16 protein-coding genes, 1 tRNA gene and 1 pseudogene are annotated in these 18,891 nt (G+C 39.7%); 3 read left to right on the plus strand and 15 right to left on the minus strand.

What is annotated here, in order from left to right:
* Nucleotides 1-102: 102 nt before the first annotated feature.
* The 3 genes and pseudogenes from rpsT to ACHLI0_RS15210 all read right to left on the minus strand — a co-directional run.
* Nucleotides 103-357 (minus strand): 30S ribosomal protein S20, encoded by a 255-nt coding sequence (rpsT, locus tag ACHLI0_RS15200; protein ID WP_008767624.1) that lies wholly within the window; start codon nucleotides 355-357, stop codon nucleotides 103-105.
* A 42-nt stretch (nucleotides 358-399) separates the two neighbouring features.
* Nucleotides 400-471 (minus strand) — tRNA-Glu (locus tag ACHLI0_RS15205).
* Nucleotides 472-812: 341 nt separating this feature from the next.
* Nucleotides 813-935, minus strand: a pseudogene (locus tag ACHLI0_RS15210) (integrase); the annotation flags it as partial.
* Nucleotides 936-1,076: 141 nt separating this feature from the next.
* Between ACHLI0_RS15210 and recO the strand changes: the two are divergent.
* The gene (gene recO, locus ACHLI0_RS15215) at nucleotides 1,077-1,805 is read left to right on the plus strand and encodes a DNA repair protein RecO (protein WP_008763694.1); all 729 of its coding nucleotides are present in this window, start codon (nucleotides 1,077-1,079) and stop codon (nucleotides 1,803-1,805) included.
* A gap of 4 nt (nucleotides 1,806-1,809) precedes the next feature.
* Here recO and ACHLI0_RS15220 read toward each other — a convergent pair whose 3' ends face one another.
* Nucleotides 1,810-3,549, minus strand: coding sequence for an ATP-binding protein (locus ACHLI0_RS15220; protein ID WP_055222063.1), 1,740 nt, complete (start codon nucleotides 3,547-3,549; stop codon nucleotides 1,810-1,812).
* 138 nt (nucleotides 3,550-3,687) lie between these two features.
* Here ACHLI0_RS15220 and ACHLI0_RS15225 point away from each other — a divergent pair, with 138 nt between their 5' ends.
* A complete protein-coding gene (locus tag ACHLI0_RS15225) occupies nucleotides 3,688-4,623 on the plus strand; it encodes a hypothetical protein (protein ID WP_490749532.1) in 936 nt (311 codons plus the stop codon).
* Nucleotides 4,620-5,855 (plus strand): acyloxyacyl hydrolase, encoded by a 1,236-nt coding sequence (locus ACHLI0_RS15230; RefSeq protein WP_055222058.1) that lies wholly within the window; start codon nucleotides 4,620-4,622, stop codon nucleotides 5,853-5,855. Before ACHLI0_RS15225 ends, ACHLI0_RS15230 begins: the two co-directional genes overlap by 4 nt.
* Nucleotides 5,856-6,725: 870 nt before the next feature.
* On the opposite strand, the gene ACHLI0_RS15235 is transcribed toward ACHLI0_RS15230, so the two are convergent.
* From ACHLI0_RS15235 to murC, 11 genes are all read right to left on the minus strand, one after another.
* Entirely contained in the window at nucleotides 6,726-7,094 is a 369-nt protein-coding gene (locus ACHLI0_RS15235) for a hypothetical protein (protein ID WP_070750003.1), read from the minus strand.
* A complete protein-coding gene (locus ACHLI0_RS15240; protein ID WP_070750004.1) occupies nucleotides 7,091-8,440 on the minus strand; it encodes a M12 family metallopeptidase in 1,350 nt (449 codons plus the stop codon). Before ACHLI0_RS15240 ends, ACHLI0_RS15235 begins: the two co-directional genes overlap by 4 nt.
* Before the next feature lie 119 nt (nucleotides 8,441-8,559).
* A complete protein-coding gene (locus tag ACHLI0_RS15245; RefSeq protein ID WP_070750020.1) occupies nucleotides 8,560-8,979 on the minus strand; it encodes a hypothetical protein in 420 nt (139 codons plus the stop codon).
* Nucleotide 8,980: 1 nt separating this feature from the next.
* Nucleotides 8,981-10,267, minus strand: a complete 1,287-nt coding sequence (locus ACHLI0_RS15250; RefSeq protein ID WP_070750005.1) for a C10 family peptidase — start codon at nucleotides 10,265-10,267, stop codon at nucleotides 8,981-8,983.
* Between the two features lie 44 nt (nucleotides 10,268-10,311).
* Nucleotides 10,312-10,686, minus strand: coding sequence for a DUF3244 domain-containing protein (locus ACHLI0_RS15255; protein WP_070750006.1), 375 nt, complete (start codon nucleotides 10,684-10,686; stop codon nucleotides 10,312-10,314).
* A gap of 159 nt (nucleotides 10,687-10,845) precedes the next feature.
* Nucleotides 10,846-12,537 carry a BT3442 family protein gene (locus ACHLI0_RS15260; protein ID WP_070750021.1) on the minus strand — a complete coding sequence of 564 codons (1,692 nt, stop codon included), beginning with the start codon at nucleotides 12,535-12,537 and terminating at the stop codon, nucleotides 10,846-10,848.
* A 635-nt stretch (nucleotides 12,538-13,172) separates the two neighbouring features.
* Nucleotides 13,173-13,622: a GatB/YqeY domain-containing protein gene (locus ACHLI0_RS15265; protein WP_008763705.1), complete on the minus strand. Its 450-nt coding sequence runs from the start codon at nucleotides 13,620-13,622 to the stop codon at nucleotides 13,173-13,175.
* Nucleotides 13,623-13,677: 55 nt separating this feature from the next.
* Complete coding sequence (ftsZ, locus tag ACHLI0_RS15270; protein ID WP_008763706.1) at nucleotides 13,678-14,985, minus strand: cell division protein FtsZ; 1,308 nt, start codon at nucleotides 14,983-14,985, stop codon at nucleotides 13,678-13,680.
* A 17-nt stretch (nucleotides 14,986-15,002) separates the two neighbouring features.
* Nucleotides 15,003-16,445: a cell division protein FtsA gene (ftsA, locus tag ACHLI0_RS15275; RefSeq protein ID WP_490749533.1), complete on the minus strand. Its 1,443-nt coding sequence runs from the start codon at nucleotides 16,443-16,445 to the stop codon at nucleotides 15,003-15,005.
* 76 nt (nucleotides 16,446-16,521) lie between these two features.
* Nucleotides 16,522-17,268 carry a cell division protein FtsQ/DivIB gene (locus ACHLI0_RS15280; protein WP_008763709.1) on the minus strand — a complete coding sequence of 249 codons (747 nt, stop codon included), beginning with the start codon at nucleotides 17,266-17,268 and terminating at the stop codon, nucleotides 16,522-16,524.
* Between the two features lie 84 nt (nucleotides 17,269-17,352).
* Complete coding sequence (gene murC / locus ACHLI0_RS15285; RefSeq protein ID WP_055222050.1) at nucleotides 17,353-18,756, minus strand: UDP-N-acetylmuramate--L-alanine ligase; 1,404 nt, start codon at nucleotides 18,754-18,756, stop codon at nucleotides 17,353-17,355.
* Nucleotides 18,757-18,891 lie beyond the last annotated feature (135 nt).

Here is an 18,891-nt window from a genome sequence, read left to right on the forward strand (position 1 = left end):
AGTGAATGGGAAAGTAATCTGATATTCAATGGTTTATAAACACAAAAGGCCGAACTTAAAAGTTCAGCCTAAATGCTATATAGAATTGTTATTTTTCTATTATTAAGCGAGCTTGTTGATGTAAAGAGCCAGCTTAGATTTCAGATTGTTAGCTTTGTTTTTGTGAATAACATTTGTTTTAGCTAACTTGTCCAACATCTTAGTGATGCCAGGATACATTGCAACAGCTTCTTTTTTGTCAGTAGTTGCACGAAGTTTTCTAACAGCATTTCTCATGGTCTTACCATAATATCTGTTATGAAGTCTTCTTGTCTCTTCTTGTCTGATTCTCTTCAGTGATGATTTGTGATTTGCCATTTCGACTAATCTATTTTTTTAGTTCTTTATTCTTTTTACTTGTAGCCCGTGGGGGAATCGAACCCCCCTTTCAAGAATGAAAATCTTGCGTCCTAACCGATAGACGAACGGGCCATCCTGTTGTTGCATTTCTGCTTTTTGCTCTCTCGAATCAGTGTTTGTTTCTCGATTGCGGATGCAAAGGTAGGAACTTTTTTGAAACTGACAAACAATTCATGAAAAAAATATGTAGTTTTTTCTCTTTTTTTCTGTGGGGTGGGGCTATAGTGCTTGATTTTCAATAAAATATGAGATTGCGATTTTTCGAAAAAAATATCTTCGTCTATAAGACTATGAATAATGTGCTATATTTACACCTTATTATATATAAAGGTTAAGGAGTATAGTTGTGAATTATGAGAAAAGTAAAGTGTTTATAGATATAGCCAGGTGTATTATTTGCACCTTCTGCTTCATGTATAAATCAGAATTGCATTTTTGTATACATGTGCCGTCGAGTAACGACCCTCTTCTTGTAGATTCCGGATGTATGCTTTTGCGCATCCGGTAAAGCTGTTTTTATTACTTTTTCTTTTCATACTCTTGTCTATATTTACTTGTTCTTCAGGGAGTATAACAAAAATAGCAATCTTTTTTGTTGTTAACGCCTCTAAAAAGCTCCCGAATGCCAGACATTTTTTTGTAGTTTTGTTCCGGAATGATAAAAAGAGGAGTGCGCTATGCTGCAAAAGACGAAAGGAATAGTTCTACATACGCTTAAATATAATGATACTTCTATCATTGTAGATATGTACACGGAGTTATCCGGGCGGACTTCTTTTCTCGTTCCTGTACCCCGTTCGCGGAAGGCGGCAGTCAAGTCAGTGCTCTTCCAGCCTTTGTCTTTCATTGAGTTTGAGGCGGATTATCGTCCGAATGCCACTCTCTATCGGGTAAAAGAGGCGAAGTCTTTTTATCCTTTTACCTCCATTCCTTATGACCCGTACAAGTCTTCAATGGCACTTTTTCTGGCAGAGTTTCTGTATCGTGCTATCCGTGAAGAGGCTGAAAACCGTCCGTTGTTCGCTTATTTGCAGCATTCTGTCATTTGGCTGGACGAATGTCGCGAAGGGTTTGCCAATTTCCATCTGGTTTTTCTGATGCGTCTTTCCCGTTTTTTGGGGTTGTATCCGAATCTGGAGGATTATCACACCGGTGATTACTTTGATTTGCTGAATGCCTGTTTCACTTCTACTCGTCCGCAGTTGCATTCTTCTTATATTAATCCCGAAGAGGCTGGACGTCTTCGCCAGCTGATGCGCATGAATTATGAGACGATGCATCTATTTGGCATGAGCCGTGCGGAACGCACTCGCTGCCTGACGATTATGAATGATTATTATCGTTTGCATCTGCCGGATTTTCCTGCATTAAAGTCGCTGGATGTGCTGAAAGAATTGTTTGATTAGCAGTTTATACTTCTTCCACTCTCACCAGTTTCCAGCCTTGGAATACTAATGCGATACTCTTTAATTCTGTAGTCCCTTTGTCTTGATGAATCCATTCGCTTGCTGCATACTGTTTCAGTTGTATTTTTGCATTGGACAGCAATTTTTCTATCTCGGTGTCAGAAGCATCCCGTTTTGCATATTTCACTTCGATACAGTAGCTGTATACCATGTCGGGAAGTTGCAGCAGGCGAGGTTGCAGAAAGATATCCGCATATCCTTTGTTGCTTTCATATTCGGGACGGGCAATATAATAATGTGTCAATCCGAGGTAAGCCAAAATAAAGGTTTTTACATAAGCTTCACCTTCTATGAAGTCGCGAACACTGCTTTGGGCATTCAAGCGGTCGGCAATGTATGTGAAGCAATTTTCCCATTCTCCTTTGTATGCCATTCGTTTCATTCGGTCCACCAGCTTATCTGTCTCCAGATATAGGTCGGCGGAATCTTTGTAGATGTCTGCCATGTAACCGTAAAGTTGTTCGCGCACTGCCCAGTTGGGGACGCTCAGTATGGGCTCACCCATTTCCATTCCGCTGATGGTTAGCATGCCGTAATAGTAGAGTAGGCTTTTAAAGTTCCTTGTTTTAACGATGTCCTCGGCTGGAAAACTATCGATGATAATTCCGGTAGTAGAGCCTTTCTCAACAATTTCTTGTACGACGCTCGCATTCTCACCAAAAGTTTTGTCTACGTGGATGAGGTGGCGCAGCTTGTTGTAGTCGGTACGGATATTAGCATCAAGCATGTTGTTGGGAATACGTTTATTCAGTAGGTAGCGATTCATGAAGTAAAGTACCATGTCTGAGTTGTACATAGGCGGTTCGTCCAGTGAGTCTATGGAGAAGCAATAATTATCATACCATGGTTTCATGATATCTATCAGTTCGTCCGTAGAATGGGGAAGTTCTATGCAACTCTTGTAGTAATCTATCAAGGCGCGTACTTCGTATTCGTTGAAACCTATCATGTTGTTGAATGCGGAGTTACTGCTATAATTATCCGCAATGTTGAATCCGCTAGTGAGATCGTCCATTGTTACTGGGCTTACGCCTGTAAGGAAGATGCGCTCGATCACTGAACTTGAATAGTCTTTTACCACTTTAAGGAAACTACGGAAGAATCCGCTGCCATGAGTGATGCTGCGATATCGTTCATTACCATAATCTACCAGAATATTGTTGGCAAAGTTATCGTACTCATCGAGGATAAGATATATCTTTTGTCCCTTGTTTTGGGCGCTTTGGCACAGTGATCCCAATAAGGCATCTCCTGTTTTTAATTCATGTAGCTTTTCAACGGCTTCTTTCCCTAACAGATGAGCATTTCGTTCTGCAAATCCATCCATTACGATTTTGCAATAGGTGTTGAATGTTTCTTCCAAACGATCCATATTGGCGGCTACACTACTGAAATTGAGTGTAAGCACCAGATATTTGTTGCGATCAGGCGTAGGATGCTTGCCTATATAAAGATTACCAAAGATTTTCTCGAATTTATCTTTTTGGTTGATGTCGTAGTATAAACCGAGCATGTTTAGGAAAAGGCTTTTTCCGAAACGTCGAGGACGGACAAAGAAGAAGAAGGAGGTCACTTTTTCTACTTTGGCGATATATTGTGTTTTGTCTACATAGTAATAGTTTTCAAGAATTATTCTCTCGAAGTCCGTCATCCCATAAGGTATTTTCTTTATTGCTGCATCCATAATTGCTCCCTCTTTAATGTTGAGAACAAAAATAGTTTATTTTCCTTTATGTGGCAACTAAAACAGGGTAGATAATAACTCTCTTCTAAAAATATGTATTACTTTTGTCGTCAACAAAATAACTAGATAACGACCGACATGAAAACAATCGTAAACTTAACAGCATATATTCTTATTCTATTAGGACTTTATAGTTGTAACGATGATGTATTCGTCGACGACTTCCGGACTTCCGATTCCGAATTTACTTTGGACGGGAATGGTGATGAGGTAACTATTCGTTTTGCATCCTCCAATTGGGATTTGGTTTGGATGTATACTTACGATAGTGACTTTACCCATCAATATGAAGTTTATGATGCCGACGACAATCTGATAATGAGAAACCAGGATGCCTACCTGAAAGGATTAGGTAAGATTGTATGCAATGAAAAGCTGACTGATTTCATCATTCAACGCAGTAACCCCAAAGAGCTAAAGATAACAGTGGGCGAAAACGTCCGCAACGACTACTTTAGATTCATGCTTGTAGTGAGCAATGAGTATGAATCACAAGAAATATATGTTCAAATTACTCCGTCGGACAAATATGTGTTCGACCATATTTCTTATTCTTTAAATGCGTATTATAGTGAAAGAAAAATAGAGGAAGAAGTGAATATTGTACGATCTAATTTTGAGAATACTCCCTCTCCATTGCACTTGATAGTACAAGGGATTCGCCATAAAGTAACGTTCAGAAGCGATACGTCCGAGGCTTTCCAACTACTGGGAGATGGTAATCTGACAGTAGAGATACCAAGCATAGAGAATGGGTCTTTGGTGATGAACGGGGTACAGGCGCAATATACTTCTATGGAGCAAGAATTTCCTTTCCCCGATATATATAGAGATATTTTTATCCCGGCTAATACCACGCAGCACATCACCTTAATGCAAGAGTATGAATGGTTTGAAACGGAATATACCCTTTATGCCATTCATCCTAAGACCAAGAAGCAACGAGTCATAACTGGTATGTTTCAAAGCACCATACCTACGGATAACTACGTTAAACAAGAGAATATCAAATGAGTAGAAATATGAATACTAGACGGTCTCTGTATATAATCTGCTTGCTGCTGCTCTCAGCAGTCGGCTGCAAATTGGATGCTCAGACAGTAGTGAAACCTGTCCGACAAGCGAATGACAGTACCAACCATGCCCTCATCCATCAGATCGGTTTTGACGTTCGTCCGGGCTATGTAGCTCCGACAAACAGTTTCCTCGAAGGCGATAATGCACAACGGCAGAAAATCGATCGGTCACTTTCCCTGCACTTGAAGTATGCTTTCCAGTTCAGCAAAGATTCCTATTTGGGGAGGTTGTATCCTCATGCCTATCAGGGCATCGGTGTTTCGCATAATACATTTTATAATTCCGCTGAACTGGGAAATCCGGTGGCGGTATATGCTTTTCAAGGGGCGCCTATTGTACGACTTTCATCTCGTTTGTCGTTGGATTATGAATGGAATTTCGGTGCTTCTTTCGGTTGGAAACAATATGACGAACACAGCAATTGGTACAATGATGCTATCGGTTCTAAAATCAATGCGTATATCAATTTGGGCTTTGTCTTGAACTGGCAGTTTTATCCACAGTGGAAACTAGCAGCAGGTGTGGACTTCACTCATTTCTCCAATGGAAATACGCGTTATCCCAATGGAGGTCTCAATACTATCGGAGGGAGAGTCGGCATTGTACGTACCTTTAATGCCGAAGATAAGGCGTCCGGAGCAATTGCTCCCAAACGTCTTTACATAAAGCCACACGTCAGCTATGACTTGTTGGTATACGGTGCCACTCGCAAAAGAGGATTCGTTAAAGAAGGGATACCCACTTTGGTTCCCGGTTCGTTCGGAATCGTTGGTCTCAATTTTGCCCCGATGTATAATTTCAATAACTATTTCCGGGCAGGACTTTCTGTGGATGCGCAATTTGACGAGAGTGCTAATATTAAGGACTATAAACTAGTAGGAACTTATGGAGACGATATAAAGTTTCATCGTCCTCCATTCCGCGAACAATTTGCGGTGGGGTTGTCTCTTCGGGCAGAACTGGTGATGCCTATTTTCTCCATCAATGCCGGTATCGGACGAAATATGATATATAGTGGCGATGATACGGAAGGTTTCTATCAAATTTTGGCTCTCAAAACTTATGTTACCCGCCATTTGTTTTTGCACGTGGGGTATCAGTTGAGTAAGTTTAAAGACCCTAACAATCTAATGCTGGGGATTGGATATAGATTTCACGATAAGCGGTGAAAGGGGCTGTAGTTTTCAAGAAACACTTCGCTTTTGAACTATATTTATCTGAAGATTAAACTACAGATAACAAATAGATTATTTATCAATAAAATAAAAAAACTCCAAAACGAATATCTGTTTATTCGAAATGTTTCTTTAATGCAGTACAAAATCGCAATGATTAAAAGTATAAACTGAAAAAGTATAAATGGTATCGTTAGTAGTTCTTGAACCCACCCTATGAAAACTAAGTCGGATTTTGCGAAGTAAGCATTTAAATATAATAAACAAAAATACCCAACTATGGCGAAACTTATCCAAAAAAGTTTCTTCTCCGAAATTATTTTTGTTATCATATCCATATAACTAATTTGAAGGTTTGTATAAAATCCTGTTTTTTAGAGACTTTGTAGTATTAAAGAACTAATCTCTTGACTATGAAGTGCACTAAGATAGGGGCAAAAGTAAAGATATAGAATTAGTATCTATTCTGCAAATATATTTTGGTAAAAATATAAACTTAGGACGTATAAAGTTTATTGCACTGTTTTTGTGTTATCGGTGTAAGGCTTGAACAGTAAGCTACGAAAAAATAACTGCATATTTTGGAAAAAAACAGTTTAGACATGAGCTGGTATCAATGTTTTCTTTGCAGCCAATTAGGATGAAAGCTGTGAATAGAAAATCTAATAATTTAGTTTGATCTAGTCTCATATCTTTCTAATGGCTTCTTTATGTAGATGAATATATGTCGACATGCAGTTATTTATGATTATGCAATATTATAATAAAAAACGAATAGTCCAATAAGGGAGTGATAAAAAGCTACCACTCCCTACTGCTAATTCATAGAGGATTTTTTATATGACCAGTTTTCTAATCAGCGCCTTAAACTTTCTCCTTACTTAATACTTCCAATAGATAATAATAATATCCCAATAGATCTTGTACCGGTTCGCCTTGATTTTTGTTTACTGCTTTGACTTTAATCACAAACTCATACCCTTCTTCATACTCATCTTCAAAACCTTTGATTGTTTCGATGATGTATGTCTTGTTGTTTTCATCCGTAACAACATAACCCAATATATTGGTAGTTATACCATGCTCTGGTGCAACATAATAATCTCTATAAGCTGCGACTTTTAGAGTCATTATTTTATATTTTTCTTTTTGCTTCTCATCGTCATTACAAGAATAAAAGCATAAACCTATAATGATTAAAAATACAAAAGTGTTATATATCCTGTTTATCATATTGATATGAACGTAAAGATTCTATCATCATTTCCAAATTCATTGGGAATATGTTTATTTACTCCTTTTATTTCAACTTTATCAAGATGCAAATATACACTTGGATTGTACATAACTCTTTTTAGAGCATTTAATTTATCAGAGGTAGATGTCCCCTTCACTGAACCTATTAATGTTACCTTTGTAGTGAATCCGCCTTGTGGTATATTGATACCTCTTAAATAGATATCTGTCCATGTTGTAGTGACGCCAAGGGGGATTTCTTTTGAATAAACTTCTTGATTAGTATTTCTATTGATAATTGAGATTATGGTTCTGACATTAAAATCGTCTACAGTATATCCGCCTAAGTTAGATGATGTAGGTTTATAATTATATTGAAATTTGAAGTCTATCTTAGCCCCTTCAGGACATTGTATGATTTTGGTCCTTCTATATTCATAATCGCTGTCGTAAGGTTCATTATAACCGTATGGATCGAAAAATTTGAATTGGTCTCCTATAGGTTGTAATGTTGCCAGAGTTAACATGTCAGTATTTGATAGACTATCTCTTTGTGATCTTATGTAACTATTATCAAGTTTGTACATGACTCCCCCAGAAGAATACATCATTATAGAACCAAAATCGAAACTTCCTACATTTACTCCATTCTGATTCATTTCGGCATAAGTTTTATACTGATATCGTGTATCTTCATCCATACCTTCAAAATTAATACGTATGTAATTGTCCCTATCGGTTCTGCTCATTTCATGATACATCCCAATAGTATGGCATATTTCATGAGCAATAGTGCCAACGCTTATAATTGCTTCCCGGGATAGTCCTATATTTTGAGTGCCTCCTTTTCTGCCTACATAATCGGAATATGCTGACCATTCATTTTGATCCAAAAAATTGAATTGAATATAGTCTCCTTCATTGTAACGGGGTACCATATCGATATATGAACCATTCTCAATCCATTCTATTGCTTTGTATATATACTTTGTATATATAGCCGGAATACCGTCCACAGAATAATAAACTTTATTGTTAGGCCATCTACGATCTATTCTGGCAGCACCTCTGGTTTGGATTAAATCTTCTTTTAATAAGTGAATGTCACCTTGAAAAATATAGTAGTCTCCTTTGTCAACTACAGCCGCTTCACTACCCCATAAGTTTATAGTATTAAAACTATAGTTATTTTCGTCATATTTTGAATTATCAGACTCAGATTTTATACTCGAATCTTTTTCAATATAATTCCCATTATCTGCACACGAAGCAACAAATAGACAACCTATTACTGATAAAGTATAGGTAAGTCCTGATAGAATATTAGATTTTGTTGTTTTCATGATTACTTATTATTAGATTGTTTAATTAATGTGTCTTTTGATTGATCTTTTATCTTTTTAAGAGAATACTCTTCGTATTACTGTTATGCCAACTATATAATACATATTCATCGAAACTTTTAGTTTCCAGAGTGTTCAATGATATTGATATCAGGTAGCTGTACAACAGTTATAGTATGATATGTATTTACATGTCTGCATATAAATTTTATGCTTCTACTTTTTCCTGTTGTGTTTTCTAGTATACAAATAGTAACTTTCTTTCCTTCGATTTTAAAAGAGAAAAAATCAAATTCAAATTTGTCAGGTGGAAAACTCTGATTTTTATCAATATATTCTGGACTATATTCTTTAATAATAATTCCATCAAGTATTAACTGATCAATTTTCCATTCTTCTTTATTGGATGTGAATATTTCCTTACCTCCTTCTTTGGGGCATTCCCAACTATAGTTAGAGAAAGCGAATTCATTGGAATCAGTATTATTGCACGAACTTATGATCATATAAAGGACAACTATGGTTAATTTGTATTTCATTTTATTCATTTTTTGTTTGCCATACACTGAATGCTTTCATTTGATATGGAAAGGTTCTAGATGTGCCTTCCCATCTCAAATCCTGATCATAATTATCTGACTGTGGTATATAAAGATAATAACCATTATAACTTTCCCCCCATCCATAATTGATATGGAAATATCTCTTTACATATTTTGTTGCATCTATGCATGTGCCACAAGCCCCAGTAGTAAATACGAAACGTAATGCATCTATTAGCATTGAATGCCCTTCGTCATTACTATTTCTGGCAGATAACCATACTATACCACTTTTCTGTATTAAAGTATTTTCAATAGTTTCATTAAAAGGGGACCTTTCATATTTAAGATAACCTTGTGATAAAAGGCATACGGCTTTTACTGCATCTTCTGTATTCGCACTACTACTCGGTCCATACTTCATTCCTACTGCTTGTCCGATTTCATGTATTAAATTTGCGACATCAGTTTCTTCATCACTTCCGGCAATAAACTGATTGTCATGTTTTATTTCGCTTAGCCGATCCCATGATGTTATTAATGTGTAGTAATAAAAAGTAGTTTTTGAACGGTCCCATAAACATAATAGAGCTTGTGCTGCTGCAACTGCAACGCATCCCGCAGCAGAGTGTACTTTATCTCCATTGCTGTTGGTATATAGAGGACATGCATTATTAAACGGAGCGAATTGATGCCAAGAAACTGGACACCTTGGCTCCATGGTAAACATTTCTTTTCCTCCAACTATATCTGAGTCTGCCCTTGTGGAAACGTTTACCGTTTTCCAATCGTCATTAACTTCAGTATTGTATTTTATAGAATACTTAATATCGGCTATTGCATTGCTTAAAATGGCAACTAATCCACCGGGTATGTTGCTGTTTATGAGATCAGTATTGTCAAGCTCTACATTTCCATCTGCAATGCCATATAATGATTTGGCACGCTTATCAGCTGCAACAAAAGCAGTATTTCCATTAGATAACTTTACTATATAAAGAATGTCATTCACATCTATATCAGAGTCACTGCCAATATTTCGTGTCTTGCTTTTAGTCAATGAAGTTATTTTTTTTATACTAACAGAATTCTCTACCCTTGTAGGAGAGAGAGAGGATACTCCATAAAACTCATCAATAGTCGATTGAATGTCTTCTTCATTAACTTTGAATTCAGGGTTCATGCTACTACTTGTTTCCGGTAAGTTTTCACTGTCAATCATACCAAGATTCTCTTGACATGACATCATTGTAAACAATGATACGATAATTAATAGTTTTCTCATGGTATAATTTTTAGTTAATATTATTTTATGAGCTGAGGTTTTACCTACTCGATTTCAAACTCTCCAATGAAAGTCACAGCTTTTTCTATATAAAGTAGTTCATATTGATCGGCTTTAAAGCCATCTAAATCTATTTGATAGATTTCTAGCTTATCAGGAATCACCACGTCTTGGAATACAATGTTTCCATTTTTGTCTTTAACTTGGAAGGTGGCTGGCTCGTTCGATTTTTCAAAAAACTGCACTTCAATGTTATTTTCTTCTATAGTAGCTTCTATAGGTAAAAAAATAACTGTCTTTTGGCGTTCATTCCACTTCTTAAAATAGATTCGAGTTTTGTGGTCTGTTGAATAATTATTGGCTTCCATTGTCATGAATGAAATGCCAATTAATAATAGTGTAATGCTTAACTTTCTCATATGTCTAAATGTTTTCTGCAAATTTATGAAAAATAGAGATCTACATTTAGTAAAATGATTGTTTTGACATGGACAAGTGGTGCTTGATAATCAGCTGGTTATGCTTTTTGTGTGTACCATCAGTGTGACAGATACAAAATGTTCATATAAACATGAAAGCTACCCCATATTTATCATCAAGTATTCATATAAAGTTGAGTTGCTTGGTAGTGTTATATTCAGTTTTCCTTTAAGCCTGGTATGCTTTCTACTTACAGAGCCAATGGCAATATTTAATAATTTTGCTTCTACATTAGTGTCGAATCCATATAGGTAGAAACAACAATATTGAAAATCTTCGTCTGATAAAGTCGGGCATAAGCTAAATAAATAATTGTAAAGGTTGGGATAAATACTTGTTATTTCGTTAACTATGAGTTTCCATTGATTTTTGCTTATCAATGGTTCTGTAATTCTAGGTGTATTTTTATTAGCAAGAGAAACAAGTTCTTTATATAAAGGAGAATCGGTTAATATTTTGTTCTGTAATTTCCTGTAATTAGTGAATAGGTGATCTATTTCTTTTTGCATTTTATCATAATTTTCGTCTTTTTCTTTGAATGTGTTTAATAAACTTCGTTTTTTTTCAAGTTCAAGAGAAAGTGTGTATAGGTCTAATTTCATCTTATCTAATTCTTTTTGCTGCTTTAGTATCTTCTCTTTTGCTTGTTTTCTGTATAATAAATATCCTATAACCATTAATAGTAGAGCTGCAATGCAGATAACAGAAACTATAATGTAGCTTTGTTGCTTCATCTTTAATTTATCTATTTCCTTGCTAATTTTCAAGTGGTTATATTTAGATTCTATGTTTAGTATCTTAGATTGATTATCTGCATATACAATGGAATCTACCAAGTCTGTACATTCTTCCAGATAAGTGAGTGCTTTCTCATATTTTTTCTCCGATTTGTATATCTGGTAATACAAATATTTAATACTATAAGTATAGGTAGGATCATCTTGTGGAATCTTCTGTAGCAGCCCTTTTGCTTGGCTTATAGAGTCAGACGCTATGTATAGATCAATTAATGCCATGTAGTTAGGCATTTTTTCTCTTCCTTCCAGTGCTTTGTAGAAGAATTTTTTGGCTTCATCATATTTGTTTTGCATTACATAGATATTTCCTAAAGCATTGTCGATGGCAGCTCTTACATCTATGTCCTTGGAGTTTGCTGTAAGAGAGTCCGCTGTAGATAGAATTTCTATAGCGTGTGATAACGAATCAATACTTGCATATTCACGTCCCATGTCTCTTAGAGCACAAGCGTAGCTATCAGTGTTATTTTCTTTTTTGAAATTGTCGGCAGCCATTTCGTATTTTTTGATAGCTTCTGTTCGCATGGCTTTCTCTCTATATAAGTCGCCTATATAGCTATATGTATACCCAACTAAATTATAGAGTTTATTCTTTTCGCCAATCTCTAACGCATTAGTATATATAGACATTGCTTTGTCATAATCCCCGTCATTTGCATAGGAACGTCCTAAATAAATTAAGATTTGTACTTGTTCATTGGGTTTACCGTAGGATGAATACCAAGCGTTAGCTCGCTCGAATTGATAAGATGGCAATAGGGTATTAAAGATTTCGTCAGTGACTTTGCCCGATAACATACACCAACGTGCAAAGGTTTTATCATCCAGCTGCTCCGGAGATGCTATGTTTTCCAGTATGCTTGATGCGCTATCAGGATTTACTTCTATGATTTTTTCAACCTCATCCAGTTGTTTGTCCAAAGTGGATTGTTGTTTGCTGCACCCTACTAATAAGAATGTAGATAGAATAGTTATCAATGTACTGCTTTTCATCTGTTTGTCGTAATTTAGTTCGTTGTAGAAACTATTCAAAAAGAATGTTTTGCCTGTCGTCAAAGCAGGAATGTTATCTTCCTATTGTTACAAAAGTAAGAATTTAATTTATATAATGCCATTTATTATGTTTTTATTCTTGTAACTTGATGTCAAATAGGTAATTTCATAAATCAAGAAGTTATTGTTTACCGCTCTTTTAGATGCAAATGATCCTATGTTTTCCTGTCTTTCAATTGGTATTATCATATTATCTCACCGATATCTTCATCGTTCTACCCGGGTGATATGATTATCGCACTTAGGTGAACTGATCGTGTCACAGTAGTAGACAGTTCGTCCTACCCGGGTGGAACGATGAAGATATCGGTAAGAAAACATGCAGATGTAGGTATCAAAAGAGAAGGATATAGGTATCAGGATAACATATAAAGCCTTAAAAACAATGAGAGATACCCTTGAAGTGAATGAGAGATATGTGAAAAATAGCTGTTTGAATGAAGAAAAGAGTGAGAGACACCTGCTTGAAAAGGATCTCTCACTCTTTATGTTGCTGATTATCTACGGCTTATCTTAATGGAATGAGACCGTGAGACCAAAAAGTTTTTTTTATTTCTGGGAGGAGGTGTGGGGGCTTATCCCAACAACTCTTTTACTTTTGCAGAAATAGCACGGCCTTCTGCCAGTCCTGCCAACTTCTTGGAGGCAACTCCCATCACCTTACCCATATCTTTTCCGCTGGTAGCACCTGTTTCGGCAATGATTTCCTTCAATGCAGCTTCCAGTTCTTCAGCAGTCATTTGTTTGGGCAAATAAGCTTCCATTACGGCAACCTGTGCCAGTTCTCCGTCAGCCAGATCCTGGCGTCCCTGTCCGATATATATTTCGGCAGAGTCCTTACCTTGTTTCACCAGTTTCTGAATGATTTTCAAGGCTGCTTCGTCTGTCAGTGTATCGTTGGCTCCCGGAGCTGTTTTAGCTTCGATGAAGAATTTCTTTATGTTTCTTAAAGTCTCCAAGGCAACTTTATCTTTTGCCTTCATTGCGTTTTTAATGTCTTCGCTGACTTTGTCAAATAAATCCATGATGATATTTATATTTTAATTATTTACAATTTGTAATAGCAAGGGGAAGAACCATCTAGAAAGTGATTACTCCGTCATTGTCCGTAGCCTCTTCCATGGCAACTTCCTCTTCAAGAGCCGCTTTCGTCTTGATCTTCAACAGCTTCGTTTTATCGCGCGTGTAAGTAGGAGATTCCTCTATCATGGCGATGATGTCGTCGTTGTCCAAATCTTCGGTATTGAAGATATAGATATGGCGACGGCTGCGCAGGCTTTTCTTTCCGATACCGGCACTTTCACCGTATGCCTTGCGGATACGTTCTTTGTTCTTCTCCTTCTCTTCTTCAAGCTGCAACTGGCGTTCTTCTTCCTCCTGACTGCGGGCTTCGTGCAGTGTGTCCATACCGGGCACGTCTTCTACACCAAATCCGGTGGCGAGTACGGTGATCTTTACCTTGGTGTCCAAAGAGTTGTCTACGGCGACACCCCAGATTACTTCCACACCTTCGCGGAACTTGCTCATGAACTCGTGTATCTCGTTCATTTCTTCCATCATCAGTTCGGACGTGGGACAGAAGGATACGTTCAACATCACCTTTTTAGCGTTGAAGATGTCGTTGTTGTTCAGCAACGGAGAGTGGAGGGCATCATCGATAGCTTTGGTGACACGGTTCTCGCCTTCTCCGAATCCGGTACTCATGATGGCTACACCACCGTCTTTCAGGATGGTCTTTACATCGGCAAAGTCCAGATTCACGGTACCACGCATGGTAATAATCTCGGCGATACTCTTTGCAGCGATGGAAAGCGTATCATCGGCCTTGCCGAAAGCATTCATGAAGGTAAGATCGGCATATATTTCGCGCAGGCGCTCGTTGTTGATGACCAGCAGGGCATCTACGTGCTGGGCGATACGCTCGACGCCGTCCAGTGCCTGAATGATTTTCTTTTCTCCTTCGAAAATAAATGGAATGGTGACAATACCTACTGTCAGAATATCCATCTCCTTCGCAATGCGGGCGATGACAGGGGCGGCTCCGGTTCCGGTTCCTCCTCCCATTCCGGCAGTGATGAATACCATCTTGGTGCCGTCGTTCAACTGTTCTTTGATATCGTCAATACTTTCTTCGGCGGCGTCGCGTGCCCGTTCGGGACGGTTGCCGGCTCCAAGTCCTTGTGTGATGCTACGGCCCAGTTGCAGTTTCACCGGAACGGGTGACTCGGCCAATGCCTGGTTGTCCGTGTTGCAGAGAACGAACGTTACGTCATGTATGCCTTCCCGGTACATGTGGTTCACAGCGTTACCGCCACCGCCACCTACACCAATCACTTTGATGATTTTCGGTGAGTCGGTCGGGAAATCGAATTGTACTATCTCGTCCATATTATTGAATTTTGAATTTATTTCATATCGTCATCAGAGAAGATTTCCTTGGTCAGGGAGTCGATCTTGCGTTGAATCCAACTGGGACCGGCTTCTCTCTTGCGTCTTTCTTTCTCTTCTTTCTCCTTCTGCTTGCGGAGTCTTTCAGCTTCCTTGGCGGCTGCCCGTGCTTCTTTCTCTTCCTCTTCTTTTTTGAGGCGTGCCAGTCGGGCTTGCTCTTTCAGTTCCTGATCGTCCTCAAACATATCTACGGTCTTGTGAACTTCCGGTTCCGGTTTGGGAGTGACCGGTATCTGGGGAGCGGTTTCTATCAGGCAGCAGTTCTGGTTGCCTTCGAACAGAAGTCCGAACAGGGTGTTCTGCGAACCGTCCTTCTTCAGTATATTGCTGGGAGCGTGAACGGTGTTGCGAGGCAGTTTTGCCATTCTCATCTTTTCTATCTTCGAGCGTCTGCGAAGCATTTCTTCCAGATTCTTCAGGTTGGCGGCGCCACCTGTGAGGATGATGCCGGCCAGCAGTTTGTCTTCGTAGCCGGAGATTTGAATCTGGTTCCATACGTTGGCGATGATTTCCTCGGCACGTGCCTCGATGATGTTGTTGAGCTTGCTCAGTTCGATTGTGCGGCTTTCATCTTCGAGCTTGCAGGTGGCGGGCTCTTCGCTTTCGTCTTCTTCGTATAGGGCGTCTCCGTAAGTTTTCTTCAGACGTTCCGCTTCTTCTTCCTCCATTTGCAGGGTGGTGATGTCGCGGGTGATGCTGTTTCCTCCCAACGGCAGTACTGTCAGGAAGCGGAGAATGTTGTTTTTATAAACCGAAATAGTGGTGGTATCAGCTCCGAAGTCGATGAGTGCGCAGCCCGAACGGCGTTCGCTCTCGGTCAGCACGGCATTGGCTGTTACCAGTGGTGCGATCAGTTGGTCGGCAATATCGATCTTTGCCTGCTGGAAGCAGTGTTCCAGATTCTTCCGTACGGAAGAGCGGGCGACGATATTGAGGAAACGTCCTTCGATGTGGCTTCCTACCAGTCCCACCGGGTTGGCTTGCAGATTATTGCCGACTTTGTATTCTTGCGGCGCTACGTCCAGTATATCCATATCGACTACCGGAATCGCTACGTTCTCATCGCCGATAGCGTTTACCAGCTCTTCCGAGATAATCGCTTCTTCTTCGAGGTCGCGACTTACTACGTTGCGGACTGTGCGGAGGGATTGTCCGCCAATGCCTACGTATACCTTGGCGATTGAGTTTTTCAACTCACCTTCCAGTCTGTTGATGATAGAAGTCAGGCTTTGTGCTGTCTTGTCCAGATTGAAGATCACTCCTTTGCGGATAAACGTTGAAGAGTCTTCCTGGGCGTATGCCAGTATCTGCATGCTTCCGTCACTGTTCTTTCTTCCGGCCACACCGGTTATCTTCGATGAACCAAGTTCAATAGCGGCGATAAATTCTGTTGTTGCCATCTCTTTATTTACAATTTAATTATTTTCAACTTTCTATTTTGAGAGCTTCATCCCATCACCTGTTACCTGTTACTTATTACCTATTACTCTCTCTCTTCGTACAGATAATCTGGTTGCTGAATTCAAGACTGATGCGTGAATATTTGTTCCAGCCTACCTGATTGAGTCCTTTTTGGTAGAATTCTTTCAGGCGTGCCAGTTTGTTTTCAAAGTTTTCAAGTTTGCCGAGATAGACGAGGTGGTCGCCTACACGAGGTACCAGTTCGATGTTGCGGTCGGGCAACACATGGATTTGTTCTATCTGGGCGTCCCAGAACTTATTGTTTTGCAAAAATACACCAAACTTATATAAATCCTTCATTGCAAACGACTTTTCTACGTTTCCGGTGACAATTGCCCGATGTGCGACGCATTTTGCTTCCGGCGGCATGACGGTTCCTTTATTATCAAGGTAATAATTCTCTCCGTTGGCACTCATGATGCGTAATATCGGTATACGTTGTGTCACTTCTACGCAGACTTTGCCGCTGGGTGTCTTGTAGCATTCCGCTTCGTCGATCAGCGGATGCTTGCTCAGTTCCCGTTCCAGCGACTTGGTAGAGATGCGCTCCATCTTTTTCCCGATAGGGTAGATACCTTTATGCTGGAGGATGCCTTTCACTTCTTCTTTGGTGATGAAGCCGGCATAAGTGGTATCCTTGATGACCAGTTCTACGTCACGGCAGGTCTGGTCGGCAGGCTTGCGGTTGAAAGCGGTGATGGCTATGCCGAGGTAGGCGATAAGCATCAACATGACGATAGATAGAAGGATTCTCTTTACCATAGTTTTTATTTAATTGAGAATTGAAAATTGAAAATGAAGAATTGAGAATTGGCTGCGCGACTGTATGATGTAGCGTAGAAATTCTTAGTTCTTCGTTCTTCGCTCTTCGTTCTTCATTTTTTCCAGTTCTTTCTTTATTTCGGGGACATAATTGTCTATGTCTCCGGCTCCCAGAGTTATTAATACTTCAATGTTTTTATCTTTCAGAATGTTCAGTATTTCTTCCTTTTTGCACATACTTTTTTCGATGCCCGGACGGAGGTTGTCGTATATCAGCTTGCTGGTGACACCGGGGATCGGTGTCTCACGAGCCGGATAGATGTCTACCAGAATGACTTCGTCCAGTAGCGACAGGCTATCGGCAAAGTCCTGATAGAAGTCGCGGGTACGGGTGTACAGGTGCGGCTGGAAGATGGCTGTGATCTTCTTGTCCTTATAGAGTTCGCGGATAGACAGCACGCTCTGTTTGATTTCAGAGGGATGATGGGCGTAGTCGCTCAGAAAGACTACCTGGTCATTCTTGATCTTGAAATCGAACCGACGGTCTACACCGCGGAAGCTGTTCATTCCTTGTCTGATCTCTTCGTCGGTCACTCCGTTGAGGTGGGCGAGTGCCATGGCGGCTACACCATTCTCGATGTTGATGCTTACCGGAACTCCCAGTTGGATATCGTTGATACGTGTGTCGGGGGCAACGAAGTCGATGAAGATTTCACCGTTTCCGATGCGGATATTCTCGGCGTGGAAGTCTCCTTCGTCACGCGAATAGGTATAGACACGGACTCCGGCCTGTACTTTCGGTTGCAGTGAGATACCTTTGCGGATAATCAGTGCACCGCCCGGCTGGATCAGGGTTGTATAATGTTCGAAGCTTTCGAGGTATGCCTTTTCTGTTCCGTAGATGTCCAGATGATCGGGGTCTGTGGCAGTGATGACAGACATATAAGGGGACAGCCAATGGAAAGACCGGTCGAACTCGTCTGCTTCGATGACCGTATAAGGGCTTTTCTGAGAGAGCAGCAGATTGGTGCCGTAATTCTTGGAGATGCCTCCAAGGAAAGCGGTACATTCTATGTGCGATTGGTGGAATAGGTGGGCGGTCATGGTAGAAGTGGTCGTCTTGCCATGAGTGCCGGCTACACACAGACCTTTGCTGGAATGAGTGATCGTTCCCAGTACTTGCGCGCGTTTTTGTATTTCGAATCCGTTGTTGCGGAAATAAACCAATTCTTCGTGTTCCTGCGGAACGGCGGGAGTCAATACGACTAAAGTGCTTTCTTTGTCTTTGCAGGCTTCCGGAATCAGTCGGACGTTTTCTTCGTAATGTATTTGTGCGCCTTCGGCGATGAGGTTTTCAGTCAATGGAGTCGGGGTGCGGTCGTATCCGGCTACCACTTTTCCTTTGGAAAGGAAATAACGGACAAGCGCACTCATACCGATGCCTCCGGCACCGACAAAGTAGACTGATTTGATCGTTTCAATATTCATTTCTTTATACTGTTTCTTTATATAATTCTTGTTCCAAATAACATTTCAAGTTTTAATCAGAGTCGGTACTATCTTTAATTCCCCTCCTTCCAGAAGGAGGAGATTTGAGATAGTACTGACTTTTTAGTCAATCCC

Source organism: Bacteroides sp. RCH18 (genome assembly GCF_058231005.1).

Coding starts and splice junctions, on each gene's coding strand:
- rpsT (WP_008767624.1), bottom strand. CDS start 357: ATGGCAAATCACAAATCATCACTGAAGAGAATCAGACAAGAAGAGACA.
- recO (WP_008763694.1), top strand. CDS start 1,077: ATGCTGCAAAAGACGAAAGGAATAGTTCTACATACGCTTAAATATAAT.
- ACHLI0_RS15220 (WP_055222063.1), bottom strand. CDS start 3,549: ATGGATGCAGCAATAAAGAAAATACCTTATGGGATGACGGACTTCGAG.
- ACHLI0_RS15225 (WP_490749532.1), top strand. CDS start 3,688: ATGAAAACAATCGTAAACTTAACAGCATATATTCTTATTCTATTAGGA.
- ACHLI0_RS15230 (WP_055222058.1), top strand. CDS start 4,620: ATGAGTAGAAATATGAATACTAGACGGTCTCTGTATATAATCTGCTTG.
- ACHLI0_RS15235 (WP_070750003.1), bottom strand. CDS start 7,094: ATGATAAACAGGATATATAACACTTTTGTATTTTTAATCATTATAGGT.
- ACHLI0_RS15240 (WP_070750004.1), bottom strand. CDS start 8,440: ATGAAAACAACAAAATCTAATATTCTATCAGGACTTACCTATACTTTA.
- ACHLI0_RS15245 (WP_070750020.1), bottom strand. CDS start 8,979: ATGAAATACAAATTAACCATAGTTGTCCTTTATATGATCATAAGTTCG.
- ACHLI0_RS15250 (WP_070750005.1), bottom strand. CDS start 10,267: ATGAGAAAACTATTAATTATCGTATCATTGTTTACAATGATGTCATGT.
- ACHLI0_RS15255 (WP_070750006.1), bottom strand. CDS start 10,686: ATGAGAAAGTTAAGCATTACACTATTATTAATTGGCATTTCATTCATG.
- ACHLI0_RS15260 (WP_070750021.1), bottom strand. CDS start 12,537: ATGAAAAGCAGTACATTGATAACTATTCTATCTACATTCTTATTAGTA.
- ACHLI0_RS15265 (WP_008763705.1), bottom strand. CDS start 13,622: ATGGATTTATTTGACAAAGTCAGCGAAGACATTAAAAACGCAATGAAG.
- ftsZ (WP_008763706.1), bottom strand. CDS start 14,985: ATGGACGAGATAGTACAATTCGATTTCCCGACCGACTCACCGAAAATC.
- ftsA (WP_490749533.1), bottom strand. CDS start 16,445: ATGGCAACAACAGAATTTATCGCCGCTATTGAACTTGGTTCATCGAAG.
- ACHLI0_RS15280 (WP_008763709.1), bottom strand. CDS start 17,268: ATGGTAAAGAGAATCCTTCTATCTATCGTCATGTTGATGCTTATCGCC.
- murC (WP_055222050.1), bottom strand. CDS start 18,756: ATGAATATTGAAACGATCAAATCAGTCTACTTTGTCGGTGCCGGAGGC.